Annotated in this window: 25 protein-coding genes; all 25 read right to left on the bottom strand. The window is 56.1% G+C overall.

Features of this window, described 5'->3' with window-relative positions; translation table 11 throughout:
• Positions 1-163: 163 nt before the first annotated feature.
• Complete coding sequence (gene spoIVB, locus GSF01_RS06655) at positions 164-1,510, bottom strand: SpoIVB peptidase (protein ID WP_201305329.1); 1,347 nt, start codon at positions 1,508-1,510, stop codon at positions 164-166.
• A 182-nt stretch (positions 1,511-1,692) separates the two neighbouring features.
• Positions 1,693-3,393 (bottom strand): DNA repair protein RecN, encoded by a 1,701-nt coding sequence (gene recN / locus GSF01_RS06650; RefSeq protein WP_159882239.1) that lies wholly within the window; start codon positions 3,391-3,393, stop codon positions 1,693-1,695.
• 17 nt (positions 3,394-3,410) lie between these two features.
• On the bottom strand, positions 3,411-3,860 hold the full coding sequence (gene ahrC / locus GSF01_RS06645; protein ID WP_159882238.1) for a transcriptional regulator AhrC/ArgR: 450 nt from the start codon (positions 3,858-3,860) through the stop codon (positions 3,411-3,413).
• Between the two features lie 64 nt (positions 3,861-3,924).
• The gene (locus GSF01_RS06640; protein WP_159882237.1) at positions 3,925-4,401 is read right to left on the bottom strand and encodes a hypothetical protein; all 477 of its coding nucleotides are present in this window, start codon (positions 4,399-4,401) and stop codon (positions 3,925-3,927) included.
• 79 nt (positions 4,402-4,480) lie between these two features.
• Entirely contained in the window at positions 4,481-5,365 is an 885-nt protein-coding gene (locus GSF01_RS06635) for a TlyA family RNA methyltransferase (RefSeq protein ID WP_159882236.1), read from the bottom strand.
• A 30-nt stretch (positions 5,366-5,395) separates the two neighbouring features.
• Positions 5,396-7,282: a 1-deoxy-D-xylulose-5-phosphate synthase gene (gene dxs / locus GSF01_RS06630; RefSeq protein ID WP_159882235.1), complete on the bottom strand. Its 1,887-nt coding sequence runs from the start codon at positions 7,280-7,282 to the stop codon at positions 5,396-5,398.
• A 152-nt stretch (positions 7,283-7,434) separates the two neighbouring features.
• Complete coding sequence (locus GSF01_RS06625; RefSeq protein ID WP_159882234.1) at positions 7,435-8,340, bottom strand: polyprenyl synthetase family protein; 906 nt, start codon at positions 8,338-8,340, stop codon at positions 7,435-7,437.
• Positions 8,337-8,588: an exodeoxyribonuclease VII small subunit gene (gene xseB, locus GSF01_RS06620; protein WP_159882233.1), complete on the bottom strand. Its 252-nt coding sequence runs from the start codon at positions 8,586-8,588 to the stop codon at positions 8,337-8,339. Before xseB ends, GSF01_RS06625 begins: the two co-directional genes overlap by 4 nt.
• Positions 8,585-9,940, bottom strand: a complete 1,356-nt coding sequence (xseA, locus tag GSF01_RS06615; protein ID WP_159882232.1) for an exodeoxyribonuclease VII large subunit — start codon at positions 9,938-9,940, stop codon at positions 8,585-8,587. Before xseA ends, xseB begins: the two co-directional genes overlap by 4 nt.
• 4 nt (positions 9,941-9,944) lie before the next feature.
• The gene (gene folD, locus GSF01_RS06610) at positions 9,945-10,811 is read right to left on the bottom strand and encodes a bifunctional methylenetetrahydrofolate dehydrogenase/methenyltetrahydrofolate cyclohydrolase FolD (protein ID WP_159882231.1); all 867 of its coding nucleotides are present in this window, start codon (positions 10,809-10,811) and stop codon (positions 9,945-9,947) included.
• A 76-nt stretch (positions 10,812-10,887) separates the two neighbouring features.
• Positions 10,888-11,346 carry a transcription antitermination factor NusB gene (gene nusB / locus GSF01_RS06605; protein ID WP_159882230.1) on the bottom strand — a complete coding sequence of 153 codons (459 nt, stop codon included), beginning with the start codon at positions 11,344-11,346 and terminating at the stop codon, positions 10,888-10,890.
• 79 nt (positions 11,347-11,425) lie between these two features.
• Positions 11,426-11,665 carry a DUF2273 domain-containing protein gene (locus GSF01_RS06600; RefSeq protein ID WP_159882229.1) on the bottom strand — a complete coding sequence of 80 codons (240 nt, stop codon included), beginning with the start codon at positions 11,663-11,665 and terminating at the stop codon, positions 11,426-11,428.
• A 17-nt stretch (positions 11,666-11,682) separates the two neighbouring features.
• On the bottom strand, positions 11,683-12,243 hold the full coding sequence (gene amaP, locus GSF01_RS06595) for an alkaline shock response membrane anchor protein AmaP (protein ID WP_159882228.1): 561 nt from the start codon (positions 12,241-12,243) through the stop codon (positions 11,683-11,685).
• 77 nt (positions 12,244-12,320) lie between these two features.
• Positions 12,321-12,734 (bottom strand): Asp23/Gls24 family envelope stress response protein, encoded by a 414-nt coding sequence (locus GSF01_RS06590; protein ID WP_159882227.1) that lies wholly within the window; start codon positions 12,732-12,734, stop codon positions 12,321-12,323.
• 162 nt (positions 12,735-12,896) lie between these two features.
• Positions 12,897-14,255, bottom strand: coding sequence for an acetyl-CoA carboxylase biotin carboxylase subunit (accC, locus tag GSF01_RS06585; protein WP_159882226.1), 1,359 nt, complete (start codon positions 14,253-14,255; stop codon positions 12,897-12,899).
• A 16-nt stretch (positions 14,256-14,271) separates the two neighbouring features.
• Positions 14,272-14,766: an acetyl-CoA carboxylase biotin carboxyl carrier protein gene (gene accB / locus GSF01_RS06580; protein ID WP_159882225.1), complete on the bottom strand. Its 495-nt coding sequence runs from the start codon at positions 14,764-14,766 to the stop codon at positions 14,272-14,274.
• Between the two features lie 246 nt (positions 14,767-15,012).
• Positions 15,013-15,786, bottom strand: coding sequence for a SpoIIIAH-like family protein (locus tag GSF01_RS06575; RefSeq protein WP_159882224.1), 774 nt, complete (start codon positions 15,784-15,786; stop codon positions 15,013-15,015).
• A 46-nt stretch (positions 15,787-15,832) separates the two neighbouring features.
• Complete coding sequence (gene spoIIIAG / locus GSF01_RS06570; protein ID WP_159882223.1) at positions 15,833-16,471, bottom strand: stage III sporulation protein AG; 639 nt, start codon at positions 16,469-16,471, stop codon at positions 15,833-15,835.
• A 4-nt stretch (positions 16,472-16,475) separates the two neighbouring features.
• Positions 16,476-17,198, bottom strand: a complete 723-nt coding sequence (gene spoIIIAF / locus GSF01_RS06565) for a stage III sporulation protein AF (protein ID WP_159882222.1) — start codon at positions 17,196-17,198, stop codon at positions 16,476-16,478.
• Between the two features lie 34 nt (positions 17,199-17,232).
• Positions 17,233-18,465 (bottom strand): stage III sporulation protein AE, encoded by a 1,233-nt coding sequence (gene spoIIIAE / locus GSF01_RS06560; protein ID WP_159882221.1) that lies wholly within the window; start codon positions 18,463-18,465, stop codon positions 17,233-17,235.
• Positions 18,466-18,537: 72 nt separating this feature from the next.
• On the bottom strand, positions 18,538-18,927 hold the full coding sequence (spoIIIAD, locus tag GSF01_RS06555) for a stage III sporulation protein AD (RefSeq protein ID WP_159882220.1): 390 nt from the start codon (positions 18,925-18,927) through the stop codon (positions 18,538-18,540).
• Between the two features lie 37 nt (positions 18,928-18,964).
• The gene (gene spoIIIAC / locus GSF01_RS06550; RefSeq protein ID WP_072331993.1) at positions 18,965-19,168 is read right to left on the bottom strand and encodes a stage III sporulation protein AC; all 204 of its coding nucleotides are present in this window, start codon (positions 19,166-19,168) and stop codon (positions 18,965-18,967) included.
• Between the two features lie 46 nt (positions 19,169-19,214).
• Positions 19,215-19,733, bottom strand: coding sequence for a stage III sporulation protein SpoIIIAB (gene spoIIIAB / locus GSF01_RS06545; protein ID WP_159882219.1), 519 nt, complete (start codon positions 19,731-19,733; stop codon positions 19,215-19,217).
• 43 nt (positions 19,734-19,776) lie between these two features.
• Positions 19,777-20,787, bottom strand: a complete 1,011-nt coding sequence (gene spoIIIAA, locus GSF01_RS06540; RefSeq protein WP_159882218.1) for a stage III sporulation protein AA — start codon at positions 20,785-20,787, stop codon at positions 19,777-19,779.
• A 107-nt stretch (positions 20,788-20,894) separates the two neighbouring features.
• Positions 20,895-21,170 (bottom strand): YqhV family protein, encoded by a 276-nt coding sequence (locus GSF01_RS06535; protein ID WP_407945745.1) that lies wholly within the window; start codon positions 21,168-21,170, stop codon positions 20,895-20,897.
• Between the last annotated feature and the right edge of the window lie 30 nt (positions 21,171-21,200).

Raw genomic sequence — 21,200 nt, 5'->3', positions numbered from 1 at the left:
TCGAATATTATTTTTGTGGATTTATTTTCTGTTATCTATTATAATGGAAAATTCGACCTTCTAAAAAACAATTATCGACAAATAGCGTGTTCATCAGGCAGTCCTCGCTACTACTGACGTATTGCACGCGCTTTTTGTTGCAATATTAAAAAAACGAAGGCCATTAGCTGGCCTTCAGAAGTTGTTCCGGCTTTGAAGTCGTATCTTTCGTACGGAGCATGATGCCTGCATCCTGCAGCATCCATTCGATAAAGCAGCCATAGCCGCTGGTCGGATCGTTGACAAAGACATGCGTGACGGCCCCTACTACCTTTCCGTTCTGGATGATCGGACTGCCGCTCATGCCTTGAACAATTCCTCCGGTTTTCTCGATGAGCTTCTGATCCGTAATTTTGATGACCATGCCCTTGGTTTGCGGAAATTCCTGCTTGGCCACGTGAATAATCTCGATATCGAACTTCTCGACCTTCTGGCCGTTGACTACCGTATAGATATGAGCCGGTCCTTCCTTCACCTCTTCGGCAAAAGCGACCGGGAGCGCGTGATCGTTAATGCCGTGATCAGGTACATCGTGCATTTTTCCGAAAATGCCGAACTGCGTATTTTTCTCGATATTGCCGATCGATTTGCTTTCTCTGGAAAACTGGGCCCGCTTCTCCCCGGGTTCGCCATTGTGGCTCTTGGAGATGGAAGTGACGTTGGAGTGAACAATGTCTCCGCCGCCGACCGAGATCGGAGTCTGTGTATCCATGTCCGTGATGACATGGCCAAGCGCGCCGTATACTCCTTGGTCCGGGGCATAGAACGTCAAGGTGCCGACACCCGCCGCCGAGTCGCGAATGTACAAGCCGAGCCTGTAGGCTTTGTCCACGATATCGTAAGCTGGCACAATAGGAATTTCAAGCGTCTCATTATTGCGAACGATCGTGAGTTTCAACGGCTTCTTGCTTTCTCCCGCTTCCTTCACAAGCTCCGCCACTTTGCTGACGTCCTGAATCGCCTTGCCGTTCATCTTGACGATCAGATCGCCAAGCAAAACCTTGGCTTCTTCGCCTGGGGACGATTTTTTATCCTCGGCTACGGCAACCAAATGATGACCGACGACCATGATGCCGGCCGATTTTAATTTGACGCCGATGGTTTGTCCGCCAGGAATCACCTTAAGATCCGGCACGACATTGACCTTGACCGTTTTGAACGGGATGGCGCCGAACAGCTTGAGCTTCATTTCCGCTATTCCTGCCTGATAAGATTCCAATGAGATCGGGTGATGAAGATCGACTCGGAATGAATGCTCGGTCGAACCGTTCACTTTGAGAATTTCCGGGTGGTTCACGGTGATTTGGGCGCTTACGGGCATGGCCAGCTTCAGATGGGTCTGTTGTCCTGTAAATAATCGGAGCTCCTCGGGGAATGAGGCAAAGCTGCGGAAAGGGGTGGTCAAGCTACCCAAACAAACGAAGAGGACGAGCACTAATCCAATCAATCTTTTTCTCTGGTTGGAACTCAATTCGCTCACGCTCCCTTGCTTCCTTTGCTTAGCGGCGCCGGCCTTCCTTGCCCTGAAGGCCGGCGTCACACCTGCGCACCGACCTCTCGGTCAGCTTTATCCTTGCGCAGCACCGCCGTTTGTGTACCTTTAAGGTAACCCCCCGCCTCCGCTTTTATAACTCCAAAATGCTCCCACAAGCGTCAACTCATGCGCATTTTCTTGTCCTGTGCCAGGTTTAGCATGTCCTGAGCATGCTCCAGCGTTTTGTCGGTGACCTCAACTCCGCCAAGCATTCGAGCCAGCTCATGAACCCGCTCTCCGCCTTGCAAATCCACAATATTCGTATAAGTCCGGTCCCCGTCCGTCGTCTTCCGGATCAGATAATGCACGTCGGCCATGCAGGCCACCTGCGGGAGGTGAGTGATCGAGAAGACCTGACAATCGTTGGAGAGTCTGGACATTCGCTCGGCGATCGCCTGCGCCGCCCTCCCGCTTACGCCCGTATCGACCTCGTCAAAGACAAGCACAGGTATACGGTCTACCCGAGCGAAGATCGATTTCATCGCCAGCATGATTCTCGATATTTCGCCGCCGGAAGCAATTTTGCTCAGGGAACGCAGCGGCTCGCCCGGGTTAGCGGAGATCAGAAACTCCACTTGATCGGCTCCGTCTGCGGTAAACCTTCGCTCTCCCTCCGATTCAACCTGCACTTTGAATTGCGTGCGCTCCATATGCAGGCCGCGAAGCTCCGCCACGATCTCTGCGGCGAGCCGCTCCGCCACCGCCAGACGCTTCAGCGTCAGATTGGAGGCCAGCTTTGACATCTTCTCAAATGCCTTGCTCTCCTCACGCTGCAGCTCCTGGAGCCTTTCATCTTTATGCTCGATCAGGCTGAGCTCCGCCTCGATTTTATTGGCATACTCGATAATTTCCTGAACGTTATCTCCATATTTTCTCCGCAACGAAGAGATTGTATCCAGCCTTTGCTCAATAAAATCGAGCCGGGACGGGTTGAATTCGATTTCATCCCGGTAATCTCGGACCTGGTACGCCGCATCCTCCAGCTGGTAGAAGGCAGACTGAACCTGTTCGGCGAGCGGCTGCAGCTTGGCCGTATCGTAGGAAGCGATATCCTGCAACTTCTGAACAGCGCGGCCGATCACATCCAGCCCCTTGCCGTTGCCGTATAACAGCTCGTAGGCATCGGCTGCGCTCTGGTACAGCTTCTCCGCATTGGACAGCTTTCTCCGCTCCTCCTGCAGCGCCTCGTCCTCGCCGGGCTTCAGCTTGACCGAACGGATTTCCTCGACCTGGAATTTGTACAGATCCGCCATCTGCAGCGCCTGCTGACTCGTCTCCTGGAGCTCACGGACCTGTCTGCGGACTGCCTGGTAGTTCGCGTAAGCGCTCTGATAATCACGCTTGACCTCGCCAATCGTCGGCTCTCCGAATGCATCCAGAAAGCGAATATGGCCTTCGGCATGGAACAGCGATTGATGCTCGTGCTGACCGTGAATATTGACCAAGCATTCGCCGATCTCCTTCAGCATCGCCAGGTTGACTAGCTGCCCGTTGACACGGCTTGTACTTTTGCCTTGAGCCGAAATTTCGCGGCGGATGATCAGCGTTTCCTCCGATTCCCCCTCGATACCGAGACGCGACAAGACGCTCCATACCGGATGGTCGGCCGCCACGAGAAAGGAGGCTTCGATGGAAGCCTTATCGCTGCCGTAACGGACGAGATCCGAGGAGCTTCTCCCTCCTGCGATCAGACCGAGCGCATCGATAATAATCGACTTCCCGGCTCCGGTCTCCCCGGTTAAAACATGAAAGCCGGTCTTGCAATGAAGCTCGACATGCTCGATTACCGCTAAATGACGAATCGATAATTCTAATAGCATAAGCGCACCTCTTTAAGTTAGCTTAACATCCCCATCACTTGATTAACCACGTGAACGCTATGTTCCTTCGTCCGGCAAATAATCAAAATCGTATCGTCTCCGCAAATGGTGCCCATAACCTCATTCCACTCCAGGCTGTCGATCAGTGCGCCTATCGCATTGGCTGTTCCGGGAAGGCTTTTCAGTACGACCAGATTTTCGGAATAATCGATATGTACGAAGTGGTCATTCAAAGCGCGCCGCAAACGCTGAAGCGGATTATACCGCTGGTCGGCCGGCATGGAATATTTGTACCTGCCGTCGTCAAGCGGCACCTTGATCAGGTGCATCTCCTTGATATCTCTTGAAATGGTAGCTTGCGTAACATGGAATCCTGCGCCGGCAAGCATATCTACCAGATCATCCTGCGTTTCAATCTCATTGTTCGTAATAATTTCTCTTATCTTCACATGCCGTTGGCCTTTCATAAATTCCTCCTAGGCTTTGTTAGACGATCATGTCAAGCAGCTCTGCAATGGCGATTCCATCAAATTACTCTTCCTGATCCGCCTCCATCAGGGAGAATCGATAGCAGACGACTTCCCTTTCCGCCAGCCTTACGTATAATACGCCTTCCGTTTGCTCATCCAGCAGCTGGTAGACAAGCAGACGATCCCGCAGCGAGCTGCCGGTAGGCTCAAGGGGCTTGCGTTCCTTGGCTACCTTAACGGCAAAGAAGCTGCCGTCACGCTCGGCCATATAATCAAGGAACAACCGGCTTTGCAGCGTTTCCCCGTCATTCACCCGAATCGTGATCGGAATCCGCCGCTTGCCTGCCAGTACGCGATATCCGTGCTCCGCAAGCAGGCTTGTCGTCTCGTCTTCCGGTATCTCCGCATCTGCGGACAGCCAGTCCAAAGGGGGCGAAGCTTCCACCGCATCACGCATTTTTCCCCGTATACTTACAAATACCCAAAACCCGAGTGCAGCGATCAGCAGCAGTACGACCAGCCCGTCTCCGCTTTGCATGGCATCACCTCGTGAGTAGTATTCGGGGAAATGGAGGCAAACTCCTTCTGCAGCAAAAAACTCATCGCTGCGGACGAAACTAGCCCACGGATGAGTTCTGCATGCCTTGCGACTCTTGAACGACCTCGCGAATCAGCGAATCGAGCCTCGTTCGATCAATATTCAATTCGTGCTGCTGTTCGTCCTGTACGCTGTCCGGGCCTTCAACGGATCCCGGCTTGACCAGATACGTCAGAAACTCGATATTGCCTTCGCCACCCTTGATCGGCGAGTAAGTCAGACCGCGTATAGCAAAGCCCGTCTCACCCGCAAAACCAAGAACAGCCTCCAGCACTTCGCGATGTACCGCGGGCTCCTTCACCACGCCTGTTTTGGGCACCTTCTCGCGCCCCGCCTCGAACTGCGGCTTGATCAGCGCCACGACGGCGCCGCCTGGAGCCAGCAGCTGAAACAACGGCGGAAGTATCAGCTTCAGCGAGATGAAGGACACGTCGATCGAAGCGAAGGTCGGAACGGGACCCGACAAATCCCCGGGCTGCATAAAACGGAAGTTGGTCCGCTCCATCACGCGAACCCGCGGGTCCTTGCGAAGCGACCAATCCAGCTGGTTATAGCCGACATCGACCGCGTACACCTCGGAGGCTCCGTTCTGCAGCGCGCAGTCGGTGAAGCCTCCCGTGGAAGCGCCGATATCGATCATCGTGACGCCGGTCAGATCAAGTGAAAAGGACTTTAAGGCCTTCTCCAGCTTCAATCCGCCTCGGCTGACGTAGGGGTGAAGGGCTCCCTTCACCGTAAGGGAGGAGGTGACGGGAATTTTGGTGCCTGCTTTATCCACAGGCTCCCCATACACCGCCACCAGATTCGCCATAATGGCGGCCTTGGCCTTCTCCCGGGTTTCAAAGAAGCCTTGTTCGACGAGAAGAACGTCCAGCCGTTCCTTTGCCTTTTTATCCGGATTCATGTAAAGCTCCTCTATCGTTCCTGCTGCTGACTACGCCCGCTGCCTCCTGCGGGGCACCAGTGCCTGTATGTCGCCGACCAGCCGCTCGGCAGTCAAGCCGACCTCAGCGTATTGCTCCTTCACCGAACCGTGCTCGACGAAATAATCGGGCACGCCGATAACCTTAACCCGCATGCCGAAGATGTTGTGCAGCGAATAAAACTCCATCACTCCGCTGCCAAAACCGCCCATCACGGAACCCTCTTCAAGCGTTACGACCGGTATATCCTCCTTGGCCAGCTGAAGCAGCATCGCTTCGTCCATCGGCTTGATGAACCGGGCGTTAATGACCCTAACCTGGACGCCTTCCTTGGCCAAAGCCTCCGCAGCCTCCAGCGCGATCGGGATCATCGGACCGACGGCAAGCACGGCCGCATCCGCACCTGCTCTAAGCACTTCCCAAGTCCCGATCGGGATTGGCTCCAGCACCTCATCCAGAGGAACTCCGAGTCCGCTGACCCGCGGATACCGGTAGGCGATAGGGCCCTCGTCGTACACAAGCGCCGTGTGCATCATATGCCGGAGCTCATTCTCATCCTTGGGCATCATCACGACGATATTAGGGATGCTCCGCAAATAAGCAATATCGAATACGCCATGATGCGTCTCTCCATCCGGGCCGACGAATCCGGCACGGTCGATCGCGAACGCTACGTTCAGATTCGCCCGGCAAATATCGTGTACGATCTGATCGTAAGCACGCTGCATAAAGGTCGAGTAGACGGCGTAAACCGGCTTGAGACCTTCCGCCGCGAGCCCTGCGCAGAACGTTGCCGCATGCTGCTCGGCGATGCCGACGTCAAACATCCGATCCGGGTACGCTTTGGCAAATCCGGTAAGTCCCGAGCCTCCCGGCATGGCCGGGGTGACTGCCACGATACGCGGATCCTGACTCGCCATCTCGATCAGCGTACTGCCGAACACCTCCGTATACATCGGAGGTCCCACAGATTTCAAAACTTGCCCGGACTCGATTTTGTAAGGGCTGATTCCATGCCATTTGTGGGAGTCGGCCTCCGCCGGGGAATAGCCCTTCCCCTTCCGCGTGATGACATGGACGACGACCGGTCCGTTCACTTTATCCGCCTGCCTCAGCGTCTCCATCAGCAGCGGCAGATTATGTCCGTCCACGGGCCCGAAGTACGTAAAGCCCAGCTCCTCGAACCAGATGCCCGGAACGACAAGATATTTGAAGGAATCCTTCAACCGCTCAGCCGTCTTGGCCAGCGTCCCGCCGATGGCGGGAATTTTCTTGATCAGATGCTCGACTTCTTCCTTGGCCTTCACGTAGTGGCGGTCCGAACGGATCCGGGCCAAATAGTTGCTAAGCGCGCCTACGTTCGGAGCGATCGACATCTCGTTGTCGTTCAGCACAACCATCAGTCTGCGCTGCTCATGACCGATATGGTTGAGCGCCTCCAGCGCCATCCCTCCGGTCAGAGCGCCGTCGCCGATCATCGCGATGACGCGATTCGTGCCGCCCGTCAGATCGCGCGCGACGGCCATCCCCATAGCGGCGGAGAGCGACGTGCTGCTGTGTCCGGCCTCCCAGACGTCGTGCTCGCTCTCGGAGCGCTTGACGAAGCCGCAAAGCCCTTTATATTTGCGAAGCGTATTGAACCTGTCCATACGTCCCGTCAACATTTTATGCACATAAGATTGATGTCCGACATCGAATATAAATTTATCCTGGGGACTCTCAAACAAGTAATGCAGGGCGAGCGTTAATTCGACAACACCAAGATTCGGCGCGAGGTGGCCGCCGGTCACCGACAAATTCTCGACCAGAAACTGGCGGATTTCGGCTGCCAATGGTTCGAGCTGTTCGAGCGTCAGACGCTTCAGATCTTCAGGCTGTTGAATGTGTTCGAGCAGCATGCTTGTTCCCCTCGCTTTCCGTAATAAGATGTTTATGCCCGTGATATGTACCAAGTTATTATATCACGGAGCATCGGCCCGCTCAAACGAAACTCAGCCAGCCTGTATGACAAACGGCATTCCCCCGGTCTCCTGGCGAATAAGCTCAGGGACTAGTGGTCGCGCTTCATCAAATAATCGGCCAGCTGAAGCAGCCGCTCCGGCGACGGGAATCCGGCGGTCGTGATCGCTTCCCGGGCTTCCCGGGTCAGCTCCTCTACCTTCGCCTGCGACGCTTCGATCCCAATAAAGTACGGGTACGTCACCTTCTGCTGCTTCACATCGCTTTGTACCGGCTTGCCCAGCTTAGTCTCGTCGCCGACGAGATCGAGAATATCGTCCTGAATCTGGAACGCCAGCCCGATGCAAGTGCCGAATCTCTCCAGAGCGGCAAGCTGCTCGCGGCTTGCTCCGGCGATCCGTCCTCCCGCTTTCACGGAGAACACGATCAGATCACTCGTTTTGTGAAGATGGATATACTCCAGCTCCTCCAGCCTCGTCACGCCTTGCTCACCCTCCATGTCGGCCGCCTGCCCTCCGACCATGCCCGGAGCGCCGGACAGCCTGGACAGCTCCTCTACGATATCGGCTATCGTATCGCCAGGCACCCCGCTCTTCCGGGCAGCCTGAACGACCGAATAGAACGCATGGGTCAGCAGCGCGTCGCCCGCTAGGATCGCCATGGCTTCGCCGAATACCTTATGATTCGTCGGCTTGCCGCGGCGGAAATCGTCATTGTCCATCGCCGGCAAGTCGTCATGGATAAGCGAATACGTGTGTATCATCTCCACTGCAAGCGCTACGGGAAGCGCGTCCTCGGGACGCCCTCCAAGCGCCTCGGCTGCAGCTAGCACCAAAATGGGACGAAGCCGTTTGCCGCCTGCCATCAGCGAATACTGCATCGCTTCGCGCAGAGCGGCCGGCATGTTCCATTCGGCCGGAACGGATCTCTCCAGCTCGCGCTCGATCAGCGCCGCCTGATCCTTGATGTAATCTGCGATGTCCGCTCTTGTCGTCATTTAGAATCTCCTTCGCCGGGCTGGAAGGGCTTCTTCGCAAGCCCGCCCTCCTCCTCAAGCAGGATCTCGATCTTGCGCTCCACCTGCTCAAGCTTCTGGCCGCAAAGCTGGGACAGCCTCATACCGTCCTGAAACAGCTCGATCGCCTGCTCCAGCGGTACGTCTCCGCTTTCCAGCCGCGCGACGATTTTCTCGAGCTGCTCGATCGCCTGCTCGAAGCTGGGCGTATTTTGTTCCTGCTCCGTCATTTTGATTTCTCCTCCATAGACCAGACATGACAATCGACCTTGCCGTCCGACAGCTGGAGCTTCAGCACATCTCCTAGCTGGATCTGCTCGACCGACTTGATCAATTGCTTTTCTTGTTCGTCATAGACAAGGCTGTATCCGCGCTGCATCACCTTCAGCGGGCTTAGTGCGTCCAGCTGACGGATCGATGACTGCCAGTCCCGCTGCTTGCCTTTGAGCGCCGCTTGCATCGACAGCCTCAACTGACGCCTCGCTCCCTCAAGACGCTTCCGCGTATACACGATCTGCTCCTTGGGGTTAAAAGCAGCCAGTTGGCGTTCTTTCCTCATCAGCGTTTCCTGCGATTTATTCAACCTGTCGCGCATTTTGTAGATCAGCTGCTCCCGCATCCGGTCCAGACGCTCTGCCGGCTGCAGCATCAGCTGCCTGCGCGGGTTCGTCAGATACGGGGAGCGCTCGGAGCGCCGCAGCCGCTCCCGGCTTTGGTCGAGCCTCGACGTCAGCCCGCCATAGAGCCGCTGCTTCAGGTGGGTAAGCCGCTGCGCGAGCTCCAAGTGATGCGGAACGGCCAGTTCGGCCGCCGCCGTAGGCGTCGCGGCCCGAAGGTCCGCCACAAAGTCGGCGATGGTAAAATCCGTCTCATGCCCTACCGCCGAGATCACCGGCAGCAGCGAGCGATGAATCGCCCTTGCGACCGCCTCTTCATTGAACGCCCAGAGCTCCTCCAGGGACCCCCCGCCGCGCCCGACGATCAGCACGTCGACCTCGCCGAGCCGGTTCATCTCGTCAATCGCTTTCACAATCGAAGGCGCCGCCTGCTTACCCTGGACAAGCACCGGATAGAGCAGCACGGGCACGGACGGGTACCGGCGCTGCAGCGTGATGATGATGTCACGTACGGCCGCCCCTGTAGGCGATGTTATGACGCCGATCCCACGCGGAAACGCCGGTATCGGTCTTTTCCGCTCCGGCGCAAACAAGCCCTCGCCCTCCAGCTTCTTCTTCAGCTGCTCGAAGGCCAGATATAGGCTGCCTATCCCGTCGGGCTGCATCTGCGTCGCATAGAACTGGTACTGCCCGTCCCGCTCATAGACGGAGATATTCCCGCAGGCGAGCACCTTAGTGCCTTCCCGCGGGATAAAGGCCAGCCGTTGGTTGTAAGAGGCGAACATAATACTCTTTAACCGGCTGTCCGCATCCTTTAACGTAAAATACATATGCCCGCTCGAATGATGGGTAAAGTTCGAAATCTCACCCCGCACCCAAACATTCTGAAGGGCGTCCTCGCTCTCCAGCTTCAGCTTGATGAACCGGTTAAGCTCCTTGATGGAGAGTATATTTTTCTGGTTCATAGGCTCACGAAGAGACGCTTACGCCTGCCGCACGCTCCGCCGCTTCCAGCGTGTTACGCAGCAATATCGTAATCGTCATAGGTCCCACGACGCCCGGTACGGGGGTAATCACGGATGCCGCATCCACCACATCGTCGAAATCGACATCGCCGGACAGCTTGCCGGTATCCAGCCGGTTTACGCCGACGTCAATTACGACGGCTCCGGGCTTCACATGCTCGCGCTTGATCACCTTCGGCTTACCGATAGCCGCTACGAGTATATCGGCCTGGCTCGTGATCGCCGCCAAATCCTTTGTCCGCGAATGGCATACCGTCACCGTCGCATTCTCCCTGAGCAGCAAAATGCCCATCGGCTTGCCGACGATGTTGCTGCGTCCGATGACTACGGCATGCTTGCCCGCAATCTCCACGCCGACCTTCTTCAAAATCTCGATCACGCCCGCAGGCGTGCAAGGCGCGGGTCCCGGCTTGCCGATCATCAGATTCCCGACATTCACGGGATGGAAGCAATCTACGTCTTTCTCTACCGCAATCGCCTCGACGATTCGTTCCTCATCGATATGCTTTGGAAGCGGAGACTGGACCAGAATGCCGTGAATGGCCTGGTCTGCATTCAGCTTGCCGATGAGAGCCAGCAATTCGCCCTCCGTGGTCTCCTCAGCCAGTTTATACACTTCCGAGTGGATGCCCGCTTCTTCGCAGGCACGGTTCTTATTGCGCACATACACGTGAGAGGCCGGATCATCCCCCACGATCACAACGGCCAGGCCCGGTTTAACCCCCCGCTCGGCCAGACGCTCGACCTGCTGCTTGATTTCGGCACGATAGGCGCCTACTAGTTCCTTCCCGTTGATGACATGTGCAGACATACATTGTTCCCCTTTCATCGTATCCTCGCGGATTGTTTAGCTTCAGGCCTGCCCTGATGGCAGATAACGCCCTGGTTTATTCCCGCGGAGCTTGACCCCGCAGCGTCTCCAGATCCCGGATCATCTTGCCGAGTACGCCGTTGACGAACTTGCCGGACTCTTCCGTTCCGAAGTTTTTCGACATCTCAATCGCTTCGTTCACGACCACCTTCGGCGGAACGTCATCGCTATAGATCATCTCATAAGTGGCCAGACGCAGTATCTCGCGGTCGACCTTGGAGAGCCTGTCCATCTGCCAGCCCTTCAAATAGTCGACCAGCAGATGATCGATCTGCGATTTGTAACGCAGCGTCCCCTCGACCAATTCCTTGACATCGAGCTCTGAGATCTGGTCCTTCGCACGCGTCAGCTGCGCTTCATCCTCGCCTCGGGCTTCCTCCACGACATGGTCGACCGCATCGGTAGTCGTCACTTCGTTCATCGCCATCTGGTACAAGCTTTGCAGGGCAAGCTCCCTTGCCAGTCTTCGTCTCATTGATTGAAAATCCTCCTGTTGGCTCAAATCCGGCCTCACGTTTGCCCGACAAAAAATCCTTGGGCGGCTCCCAAGGATTTTAGCGGAACATTCTCCATTTGTCCATGAGCCGGCGCCAAACGTCTTCTGCGGGAAATACCGGCTCGTTCCGGTCAAGCTTATTCCCTATATAATATCCAGTATATACGATCAAGCCAAAGATTAACATATGAAACAAACCAAAGAACAAATAAATGATGCCCAGCACGCCCGCTGCAAGGGTACAGAGCGTCGCGCTTCTGTGCTTATCGAAAAGCTGTTCCCACATTTGCCTCCACATGCTCGGGGCACCCCTTCCTACTCTACGCGGCTTTTAAACGTCGGGGCAGATTGCTGAATGTTCGCAATAAATACGGACACGAACGCCACGGGAATGCCGGTAATTTCTTCGATATGCCCTTTTACGTTAGCTTGCATCTCTTCCGTCAAGCCTGGAATCGGGGTTTCACCGTCGACAATCGCACGGATGACGATCTCGAGACCGGCTTGGTTGACCTTCACCCGGGCGCGCAGATCGCGTACGCCGCGGGAGCGGGAGGCGGCCTTCAGGGACAAGTTCTCGACCGTATCGAGCGAGATGCGGATATCGCCGAACTCCGTCCGCTGGTCGATCGAAGGCACGGAGGATTTCCCGCGGCGCACCGATACATACAGAAAACGCAGGGCCAGCAGGCCGGCAACCGCCGATGTGACAATGAACGGAATCGCATAGTTGAAATCCTCATAGACATGTTCGGCAAACTGCTTGGTGCTGCCGAGCGAAACCCAGCCAAATGCAGCAAACAGCGCAATTAAGGCTGCGATAAGAACGATGAGGCTGAGGAGGAACAACAGAAATTTATCGAGTACTTTGGCCACGGGCTTGGACTCCTTCCGCAATATGGAGGAAACCCCCAGACGTGAACGTAAGGGGGTTCGACCTGACTATGATCGGTTTATTTCACGCGCTGGGAGCTGACTTCCGGCTCTTCCGGCGGCTTCTCCGCACCTTTGAAAATAACGTCGTGGATATGCACGTTCACCTGGATCACGCTCAGCCCGGTCATGGATTCGATCGCATGCTTGACGTTCTGTTGAACGCCGCTCGCCACTTCGGGAATCCGGGTGCCGAACTCGATCACGATGGAGACGTCGATCGCCGCTTCGCGCTGTCCAACTTCGACTTTTACGCCTTTGGACAAATTTTTACGCCCGAGCAGCTCGGCGATCCCGCCGGCAAATCCGCCGCTCATGCCAGCGACTCCCGGCACCTCGATGGTAGCCATGCCGGCGATGATTTCAATAACCTCAGGTGCAATTTGGATCGTGCCCATGTCGGTCTTTTCGTAATCGGCAGCAAGTAAGCTCATGGTAGGTCCTCCTTTTATTTTCTGCGGAACACAATCATAAATCCGATTCTATTCAACCGAAAATTGGCGACTGGTTCTGGCATCAACTCAAACCTTGTCTATACTGTATACTATACCACCCGGTCAAAAATATGACAACGAAGTGAACGAAGGAACCGGTCATTACGAGTTCGGATCGTTGACATCATGCTCTTCCAGGAATTTGATATCGAAGTCTCCCGCCAAAAACTTTTTGTGCTCCAGCAGCTTCATGTGGAACGGTATCGTCGTATGTATGCCTTCAACGGCAAATTCCGCAAGCGCACGCTTCATCCGCTGGATGGCGTCATCCCTGTCGGTTCCCCACACGATCAGCTTGGCGATCATGGAGTCGTAATGAGGGGATATCGTATAGCCCGGATAAGCGGCACTATCGACCCGCACGCCAAATCCGCCGGGAGGCAAATAAAACTGGATCTGTCCGGCCGACGGCATAAAGTTGCGCTCGGAATCCTCGGCGTTAATGCGGCATTCGATCGCCCAGCCGTTGATTTGCACCTCATCCTGAGTGAAGGATAGGGGCTCGCCCTCCGCTACGCGGATCATTTCCTTTATGATATCGATTCCTGTGATCATCTCGGTAACCGGATGCTCCACCTGAATCCTTGTATTCATCTCCATAAAGTAAAACTGCCCGTCCTGTCCGAGCAAAAACTCCAGCGTCCCTGCGCCGGAATACTGGACGGCCTGTGCCGCACGCACTGCGGCTTCGCCCATCTTCTGACGGATTTCGGGCGTCAGCACCGGACAAGGCGCTTCCTCCACGAGCTTCTGTCTGCGCCGCTGAACGGAGCAATCGCGCTCGCCCAGATGAACGACATTGCCATGCTTGTCCGCCAAAATCTGGATTTCGACATGCTTCATGCCCGTCAAATATTTCTCAAGGTAAACGCCTGCATTGCCGAACGCCTTCTGAGCCTCCTGCTGGGCAGTCGTAATCTGTTGAATCAGCATTTCCTCGTCTTCGGCAATACGGATACCTTTGCCTCCGCCCCCTGCGGTCGCTTTGATAATAAGGGGGTAGCCGATCTCGCGTCCAAGCCGGATAGCATCCTCCATATGGTCGACAATGCCGTCAGAGCCCGGAATTACCGGTACTCCCGCTTCCTTCATCGTCTGCTTGGCGACGGATTTGTCCCCCATCCTGCTGATAGCTTCCGGAGAAGGACCGATGAACGTAATGTTGCAGCTTTCGCAAATCTCTGCGAAGTCGGCATTCTCAGCCAAAAAGCCGTAACCGGGGTGAATGGCATCGGTCTCGGTCAAGGTAGCCACGCTCATCAAATTCGTATAATTCAGATAGCTGTCCTTGGACAGCGTCGGCCCGATGCAATAAGCCTCGTCGGCCAATCGGACATGCAGCGCATCACGGTCGGCTTCGGAATACACCGCGACCGAAGCGATGCCGAGCTCACGGCACGCGCGGATGATCCGAACTGCGATCTCGCCGCGGTTGGCAATCAAAATTTTATGAAACTTCAAAGGGTTCTCCTCCTACTTACTCCGGTTTCACCAGAAACAACGGTTGTCCGTACTCGACGAGTTGACCGTTCTCAGCCAGCACTTGAACGATCTCGCCCTTGACCTCGGCTTCAATCTCATTCATAAGCTTCATCGCTTCAATAATGCAAACGACGGTTTTCTCCTTAACCTCGCTGCCTTTGGAAACAAACGATGCAGCTCCAGGCGAAGGCGCCGAATAGAACGTGCCGACCATCGGAGATGCAATTGTATGTAATCCCGCATCGGCAGCCACGGGAGCGGCAGCCGTTGAGCTTTGTGCCGCAGGGGCTTGTACCGCCGCTGCTGCCGGATTCGGCGCCAGCACAGGGGCGAATTGCTGCGCGCTGGGAGCAGCGGTGACAAGCACCTGTTCGGTTTTTACCGGTTTACGGATGAAAAGGCGCGAGCCTTCGCTTTCAATCTCAAGTTCTTGCAAAGAGCTTTGGTCCACCAGCTTGACCAATTCTTTGATTTCGCTCAGCTTAAACACAGGAAATCCACTCCTTTGGGCTTTCTGACGTTGTTATTATATCACAATCTAGTTTGAAGGGAAGAGTTTATTACGGCACCGGGCCTACCGCTCTTCACACCCTTCCGCCCGTCAGGCAGTTTGGCGCCCCGCAAAAGTCAGGCGGCAAAAAGAGCCTGACGCGCGCAGGCTCTTTCTCCATTCCTACTATCCATACTAGGTCCAGCCGTATGGAGCGAAGCTCATCCGATTGTCGAATCCGGCTGCTTACGGCTTCATTTCAACCTTGATCTGATCCGGCTTCAGTCCGAGCTCCTCGATCGCCTTGTCGACGATGCTCACTGCCTGACTGCGCTCCAGCTTGGTGGCCTGCACCGTTACCTTCCATTTGGACGCATCCTGGGTAACGACCGCCTGCGGGTAATCCTTCATCAGGCTTTCTTCCAAGCTGGTGACTTTGTCCTGTGTATCCTGCAGCCTGCCCAGCTCCTCCTGCGCTTTGGCCGCCTCTTCCTTACTTTTCTTCGGATCGGTTGCTATCGTCATCAAACTTTCCACCTGCTTGGCCAGCTCTTCGTTACGCTTCAGCTGCTGGGAGATAAAGAAATCCGTGCCGGATGTGGCCTTGGCCGTCGCTTGCATATTTTGCAAAACTTTGGCTTCCTCTGTCACGGCCCCTGCGTCCGTTTTCGACACGGGCTGAGCTTGGCCGACACCGGCTGCGGCCCCGCTCGATTTCCCGTCTGCTTTGGTTTCAGCCTTCGGATCAGCTGTCTTTGCTTCGGCGGCTTTCAAGTCGGTAGCCTTTGCGTCTGTTTTGGCCTCGCTGACTTTGGCGGACACGGCCTTGGCGTCTGCCGCTGCAGGAGCGCCCGTATCCAGCTGACCCGTATTCACGACGATTTCATCCGTCTTGAGACCGGCAGCGGTAGTCGCGATGTCCAGTTCCTTCACATCCTCGGTAAACAGATAGTAAGCAGAGAGCACGACCATCAAGCTCAGCATCGATACCAGCCATATGGTTTGTTTTTTGGAGTTCATCCCTAATTCCTCCTCAGATGGGTTTATATACGTTAGACAGCCGCGGCTATTGCTTCCGGGGCAATATCGATATCCGGTGCGCCGGCACGTCAAGCCCCCGTTCCACCGCTTCAATCATCATTTTTTTAACCGTCAGGTTATCCGCTCCCTTGGCTACGACCAGAACCCCCCGGATCTTCGGCTTGATAGTTTTGACGATCAGCGGCTGCTTCCCGTTTCCTCCCGATTCATATACGACGACCTCGCCGCTGCGGCTCACATCGGTTATATGCCGGGTGGCTCCGTGCTGGTCCTTCTCATTCGTCACCTGCTGCGTTTCCTTTGTATTGCGTTCCGTCTGGATCTCTTCGGTGGACTCGATCGTGACCAGCACCTCGACTTCGCCGACGCCTACGATCTGGGACAGCATGTCGCGCAGCTTGGTTTGGTAAGCCTCCTCGTATTCCCGGAAGCTCGTCTGTTCCCGGCTGGAGCTGCCGAAGACCGTGCTCGACTTGTCCTCCGGGGAGGCGCGGCTAGTGCCCAGCGGCTCCACATCCTTCACGGTGAGGAAGGAATCCATAAGGAGCAGGGCGGCTCCCGCCAGTCCGAGCAGCAGCAGCCAGCGGAACGCCTGGACCCGCTTCGGTCCTCCCGGACCGCCGCCCAGCCAGCGAAGCCATTTGTTCTTCTGATGTTCCTCCATCGACTCACCTCCCCGGGGACGGTTCCAGCATCAGCTCGATCTGTTCCTGCCGAAGCTGCCAATCCAGCTCCAGCAACCGAATAATTTGCGTCTTCGCTTGCAGCAGACTTGGGGAAATAAGCTTGGTTTGCTCTTCCTTATGCGTTTGGGCGGCCGGCGCAGCTCCCCGCCCGATCCGCACCTCAGCAGGCGGGGTAACAGGCTCCATCGGCTTGAACGCTCCGATCGCAGGCGACGCCGCTTGGGTACGTGTCTGTTCACGCGAAGCGTCCTCCGGCTTTGCCTCCTCCACCGCCAGCACCACCCTGCGGATCACGGGCTGCCCCTGATCATTCGGCCCGGTTTCGACATTCACGCTGCGCACGCTGACGGGAACTTGCTGCTCGATCTGCCGCTTCATCAGCTCGGCTACCTGTGAACGGACCAATCGTTCGGCGTCCTCCCGTTGCCGCTCCTGCAGCGTTTGGCCGCGCTGACGGATAACCTCGAGCGAATCGATGCGCCCTTCCGCCTTGACGGCTTCCGGTTGAAGCAGGGTTGCCGTAAGCCTTTCCTCGATAGCGGACTCGGTTCTCAGCAGGGACAGCAGCGGCTGAAGCAGCGTCATCAGAAGAAATAAGCTCATGACGGTTTTCACATAACGCTGCATCGACCGGTTCGGCAGCAGCAGGTCCACGAAGGTTGCGATCAGAATGACGAGCACAACCGACTTTAGCCATTGGCTCAAAAATTCCAGGCCCGCCCCTCCCTTCGTCCGAGCCTTAGCGCATCATTACCGATACATTGCCCGCCGCGATCATGATCGTAATAGCCAGGAAGAACATCAGCCCGACTACCGCTAGAGCGGCAAACACATAAATCATGCTTCGGCCGATGGTCTGAAGACAAGCGATCATCGGATTATCTCCGAGAGGCTGCAGCACCGCTGCGGAGATGTTATATATGAAGGCTAACGCCATTATTTTCAGCGCGGGGAAAGCGCAGAGCACCATGATGACGACAACACCCGCCAAACCGATCGCATTCTTAACCAGAAGCGAGGCTCCGATCACCGTCTCCGACGCGTCGGAGAACAAGCGGCCTACCACAGGTACGAAGTTGCCCGCAATATACTTGGCCGTCCGTATGGTGACCCCGTCTGCTACGGCTCCGGTCGCCCCTTGGACCGAGATCACGCCCAGAAAGACCGTGATGAAAATGCCGAGGCACGCCAGACTTACCGTCCGGAGCAGATTAGCCAGCTGTGTCACCTTGTATTTATCCGACAATCCGCTGACGATGTGCAGAATCGCCGAGAAGAACAGCAGCGGGAAGACGACCAGATGCACCGCCGTTCCTACCGCGTGAACCATAAAGACGATAAGCGGATGAAGCACGGTAACGGATACCGCATTGCCCATCGATGCCAGCAGTGTCAGCAGCAGCGGTACGACGGCGATCATGAAGTGAATCATATCGGTGATGGCTGACTTGGCGTATCCGATAGCGACATTGAAGCTGTTGACCGCAAGAATCATCAGCACAAGGAAGGAGATGGCATATGCGACCTTGCTGACGGCATTTTTCTCAAATGAGCTTTGCAGCGTCTCCAGCAGCATGCTGAACACGGTAAGAACGACGATGGACACCAGCAGCTTGCCGTTATAGATCAGTTCATGAAAGAAATACTTGAGCAGACCGGCGAACAGGCTGCCGATGCTGAAGTCCTTGGCCCCCAGAAGCAGGTCCTTGAAAGTGGGCGCTTTGCTGTCCGGGAAGTAACCTCCGTACTGCTTCATCAGCGTGCTCCAGAACTGCTCTACCTGATCCAGAGGAAGCCGCTCGGCCTGCTGGCGAACCAGCTCATCGGCCGGTACGGCCGCCTGTACGCCGCTTGTACATCCGGCCCCGTGCTTGCAAGCGATCCCGGTGTCGCTGCCGAAGAAAAACACGGTAAGGATCGCGGCGGTAATCAGCCAGCGTATGCGGCGATTCGGTCGGAACATGGGCTTCATCTCCTGGTTCAGCGCCTGGCTGCCGCTCGGGATGGCCGGAGCTTGCGTCAGCCCCCTGCAGCCCCTCGCCGTTTAGGCCGGCAGCAGCTTGATAACCGTTTCGATAATGACGGATATGATCGGAATGGCCATGACCATAATCAGGACCTTCCCCGCCAGCTCGATCTTGGCTGCGACCGACTCTTGTCCGGCATCCCGGACGACCTGGGCGCCGAACTCGGCAATATAGGCGATACCTATAATTTTCAATATCGTTTTAAGAAAGATGACATTGATGTCGGCCTTGGCTGCCAGATCCTCCAGCATGTGAATAACAGACGAAATTTTGCCGATGAGGAACAGGAAGATCACAATCCCGGTAAAGGTCGTCAGCAGAAAGGCGAACATCGGCTTCTGCTCCTTGATAACCAGCACCAGCACCGCCGTTAAGAGACCGAGTCCTACCACCTGTATAATCTCCATGGGCCGCTCCCGCCTCGCCACCTGAGCTAAAGCTTCCTTATTGGAAGAGAAAGATTGTTTTGATCTCCTGAAACAGACTGTCGAGCAGACGGACAACCATAAACAACACAACGACAAATCCGATCAGCGTAACCCAGTGGGCCATGTCCTCCTTGCCCATCTGCTTGAGCACCGTGTGTATCATCGCGATAATGATGCCGATGCCGGCAATCTGAAATATCGCATTCACATCCACATTCATGAGAGGCACCCCATCCTTAAAACCCTTTGCGCCGGACAGTCCGGATTTAGTAGATCAATACTACGACCAGCGCCCCCATCAGCAGTCCGAGACTTTTCCACATCCGTTCATACCTCTGCTGTTCGTCCCGGGCATTGTCCTCTTCCCCTTGAAGCTGGCTGATGGCCAGCCTTACATGCTTGACCTGGTCCTCCCGGTCCGACAGTCCTAGCGTTGCTCCGAACTGGAGCAGCACCTCCCTCTCCCCCTGCTTCATGGACAGATTCCGCCACAAAGCTTGCACGGTCTCCTGCCAGATCAGCTGTACGGGCCTGCCCCCGGAGCGAAGCAGCTCATCGGCGGTGCGCACGAATAAGCTTCCGACCTCCGTAGCGCTGGACTGCCCCGTCTTCCGAAGCGCCCCCGGCAGTGGCGTATAGCCGTAGACGATCTCGGTCTCCAGCCGTTGAAGCAGCCTAATCGCATCGCCGATCTGTCTCGGACGTCGGGACAGCTGCGAAGCCTGATAAAATCCGAGCAGCGTGCCCGCCAGGAGAATCATGCCTGCGCCGAGCAGCTTGATCATGGCGGGCTCCCTTTGCGCAGGAGGCTCCTTCCCCGCCGACGCTTCATAAGCTTGCCCCTCCACGAAGCGTCAGCCGCTCGTCGATCCGCCGTCCTCCTGTATCATAGACGGCTGTCAGCGGTCCGACTGCCTTCCTGTCCCCCCATCCTGACTGTCCGGGCGAAGACAGCACGACAAAGCGCTCGAATACTCCGTCACGGAGAAGCTCCCTTAGGATCGGGCGTCCTCCGACATCCTGAACGTCCCTCCCATGGGCGGTAGCAATGACGCTGATGCCCGCATGAAGAGCTTCATGAAGCGCCGACGCATCCTCGGCCCGTCCGATTTCATCCGCGATCAGGATCTCGGGCGACATGGAGCGGATCATCATCATCATGCCCTCCGCCTTCGGACAGCCGTCCAGCACATCCGTCCGCGGACCGACATCGAAGCTGGGCACCCCGCCTACGCAGGCCGCGATTTCGGAGCGTTCGTCCACGATTCCGACTTTATACGCCCGCCCTGACTCCAGCGCTTCTCCGCTGCTCAGCAGCCGTGCGATATCCCGGATCAAGGTGGTCTTGCCTAGCTGCGGAGGCGAAACGATCAGCGTCGATAAAATCCGCCCCTGTCCGGGCTCGGTCAGGTGAGCAACGACCGCTTTGCCCGCCTGCTTCCATTCTCTCGCTATACGGATATTGAACCCGCTGACCTCTTTGATATACTTGACCTTCCCCTGCTCGATCACCGTGCGTCCGGAGAGACCGACCCGGTGACCTCCCGGTACGGTCAGGAAGCCTCTCTTCATTTCTTCCTCGAAGGTATACATGGAATGCTGGGTAAGCAGCTCCAGCAAAGCGGCGCAATCCTGACGCGTCGGCCGGTAAGCCCGCTCCGGAGCCTGGCGCCAATCCCCATCGACGGAGATAAAGCCGTAGCCGCCTCCCCATGAGGCTTCGAGCGGGCGACCTTCGCGGATACGTATCTCCTGGATCGGATACGTCAGTTTCGTTGATAGAGCTGCTAGAATCTGTTTCATAGGGTCGGAAAAATAACTCAACAGCGACTGCATCATGATCGTCCTCCCAACGCTCTTACGGAATCCGCGGTAGTCTGAAGGCAAGCTGTCCATCTTTTACAGTCATATGTATGCTCCCTATCCGGAAACTATGACTATGCTACTTACTTTTTTAAGATTCCGATAAAGATGCAGCTGACGCCGGCAAACACCCACAGCATCTTGCCCCACGACAGCTTATCCGCAAGTCCCACCAACCCAAGCGTCGTCGTAGCGAGCAGCACGAGCGGTCCGACCAGAGCAAGCCCCGAGTTGACGAGCAGCGCCTTCTCGATCTGGTTGAAGCGAAGCATCAGCAAGGCTGCGAAAATTTCGATACAGCCGGACAATAGTCGCAGCGCAGCCATCCCGAGGACGATTTTATGAATCACACCCAACATTCAGCACTCCCTTCGCATTCCAAGTCTTCC

This window comes from Paenibacillus puerhi (assembly GCF_009846885.1).
GTDB classification, from domain to species: domain Bacteria; phylum Bacillota; class Bacilli; order Paenibacillales; family NBRC-103111; genus Paenibacillus_G; species Paenibacillus_G puerhi.
This window is presented reverse-complemented; position numbering and strand designations above follow the sequence as displayed.

What these genes read in the sequence shown, in the direction of transcription:
- recN (WP_159882239.1), bottom strand. Translation starts at nt 3,393, where the DNA reads ATGCTATTAGAATTATCGATTCGTCATTTAGCGGTAATCGAGCATGTC.
- ahrC (WP_159882238.1), bottom strand. Translation starts at nt 3,860, where the DNA reads ATGAAAGGCCAACGGCATGTGAAGATAAGAGAAATTATTACGAACAAT.
- GSF01_RS06640 (WP_159882237.1), bottom strand. Translation starts at nt 4,401, where the DNA reads ATGCAAAGCGGAGACGGGCTGGTCGTACTGCTGCTGATCGCTGCACTC.
- GSF01_RS06635 (WP_159882236.1), bottom strand. Translation starts at nt 5,365, where the DNA reads ATGAATCCGGATAAAAAGGCAAAGGAACGGCTGGACGTTCTTCTCGTC.
- dxs (WP_159882235.1), bottom strand. Translation starts at nt 7,282, where the DNA reads ATGCTGCTCGAACACATTCAACAGCCTGAAGATCTGAAGCGTCTGACG.
- GSF01_RS06625 (WP_159882234.1), bottom strand. Translation starts at nt 8,340, where the DNA reads ATGACGACAAGAGCGGACATCGCAGATTACATCAAGGATCAGGCGGCG.
- xseB (WP_159882233.1), bottom strand. Translation starts at nt 8,588, where the DNA reads ATGACGGAGCAGGAACAAAATACGCCCAGCTTCGAGCAGGCGATCGAG.
- xseA (WP_159882232.1), bottom strand. Translation starts at nt 9,940, where the DNA reads ATGAACCAGAAAAATATACTCTCCATCAAGGAGCTTAACCGGTTCATC.
- folD (WP_159882231.1), bottom strand. Translation starts at nt 10,811, where the DNA reads ATGTCTGCACATGTCATCAACGGGAAGGAACTAGTAGGCGCCTATCGT.
- nusB (WP_159882230.1), bottom strand. Translation starts at nt 11,346, where the DNA reads ATGAGACGAAGACTGGCAAGGGAGCTTGCCCTGCAAAGCTTGTACCAG.
- GSF01_RS06600 (WP_159882229.1), bottom strand. Translation starts at nt 11,665, where the DNA reads ATGTGGAGGCAAATGTGGGAACAGCTTTTCGATAAGCACAGAAGCGCG.
- GSF01_RS06590 (WP_159882227.1), bottom strand. Translation starts at nt 12,734, where the DNA reads ATGAGCTTACTTGCTGCCGATTACGAAAAGACCGACATGGGCACGATC.
- GSF01_RS06575 (WP_159882224.1), bottom strand. Translation starts at nt 15,786, where the DNA reads ATGAACTCCAAAAAACAAACCATATGGCTGGTATCGATGCTGAGCTTG.
- spoIIIAG (WP_159882223.1), bottom strand. Translation starts at nt 16,471, where the DNA reads ATGGAGGAACATCAGAAGAACAAATGGCTTCGCTGGCTGGGCGGCGGT.
- spoIIIAE (WP_159882221.1), bottom strand. Translation starts at nt 18,465, where the DNA reads ATGAAGCCCATGTTCCGACCGAATCGCCGCATACGCTGGCTGATTACC.
- spoIIIAD (WP_159882220.1), bottom strand. Translation starts at nt 18,927, where the DNA reads ATGGAGATTATACAGGTGGTAGGACTCGGTCTCTTAACGGCGGTGCTG.
- spoIIIAC (WP_072331993.1), bottom strand. Translation starts at nt 19,168, where the DNA reads ATGAATGTGGATGTGAATGCGATATTTCAGATTGCCGGCATCGGCATC.
- spoIIIAB (WP_159882219.1), bottom strand. Translation starts at nt 19,733, where the DNA reads ATGATCAAGCTGCTCGGCGCAGGCATGATTCTCCTGGCGGGCACGCTG.
- spoIIIAA (WP_159882218.1), bottom strand. Translation starts at nt 20,787, where the DNA reads ATGATGCAGTCGCTGTTGAGTTATTTTTCCGACCCTATGAAACAGATT.
- GSF01_RS06535 (WP_407945745.1), bottom strand. Translation starts at nt 21,170, where the DNA reads ATGTTGGGTGTGATTCATAAAATCGTCCTCGGGATGGCTGCGCTGCGA.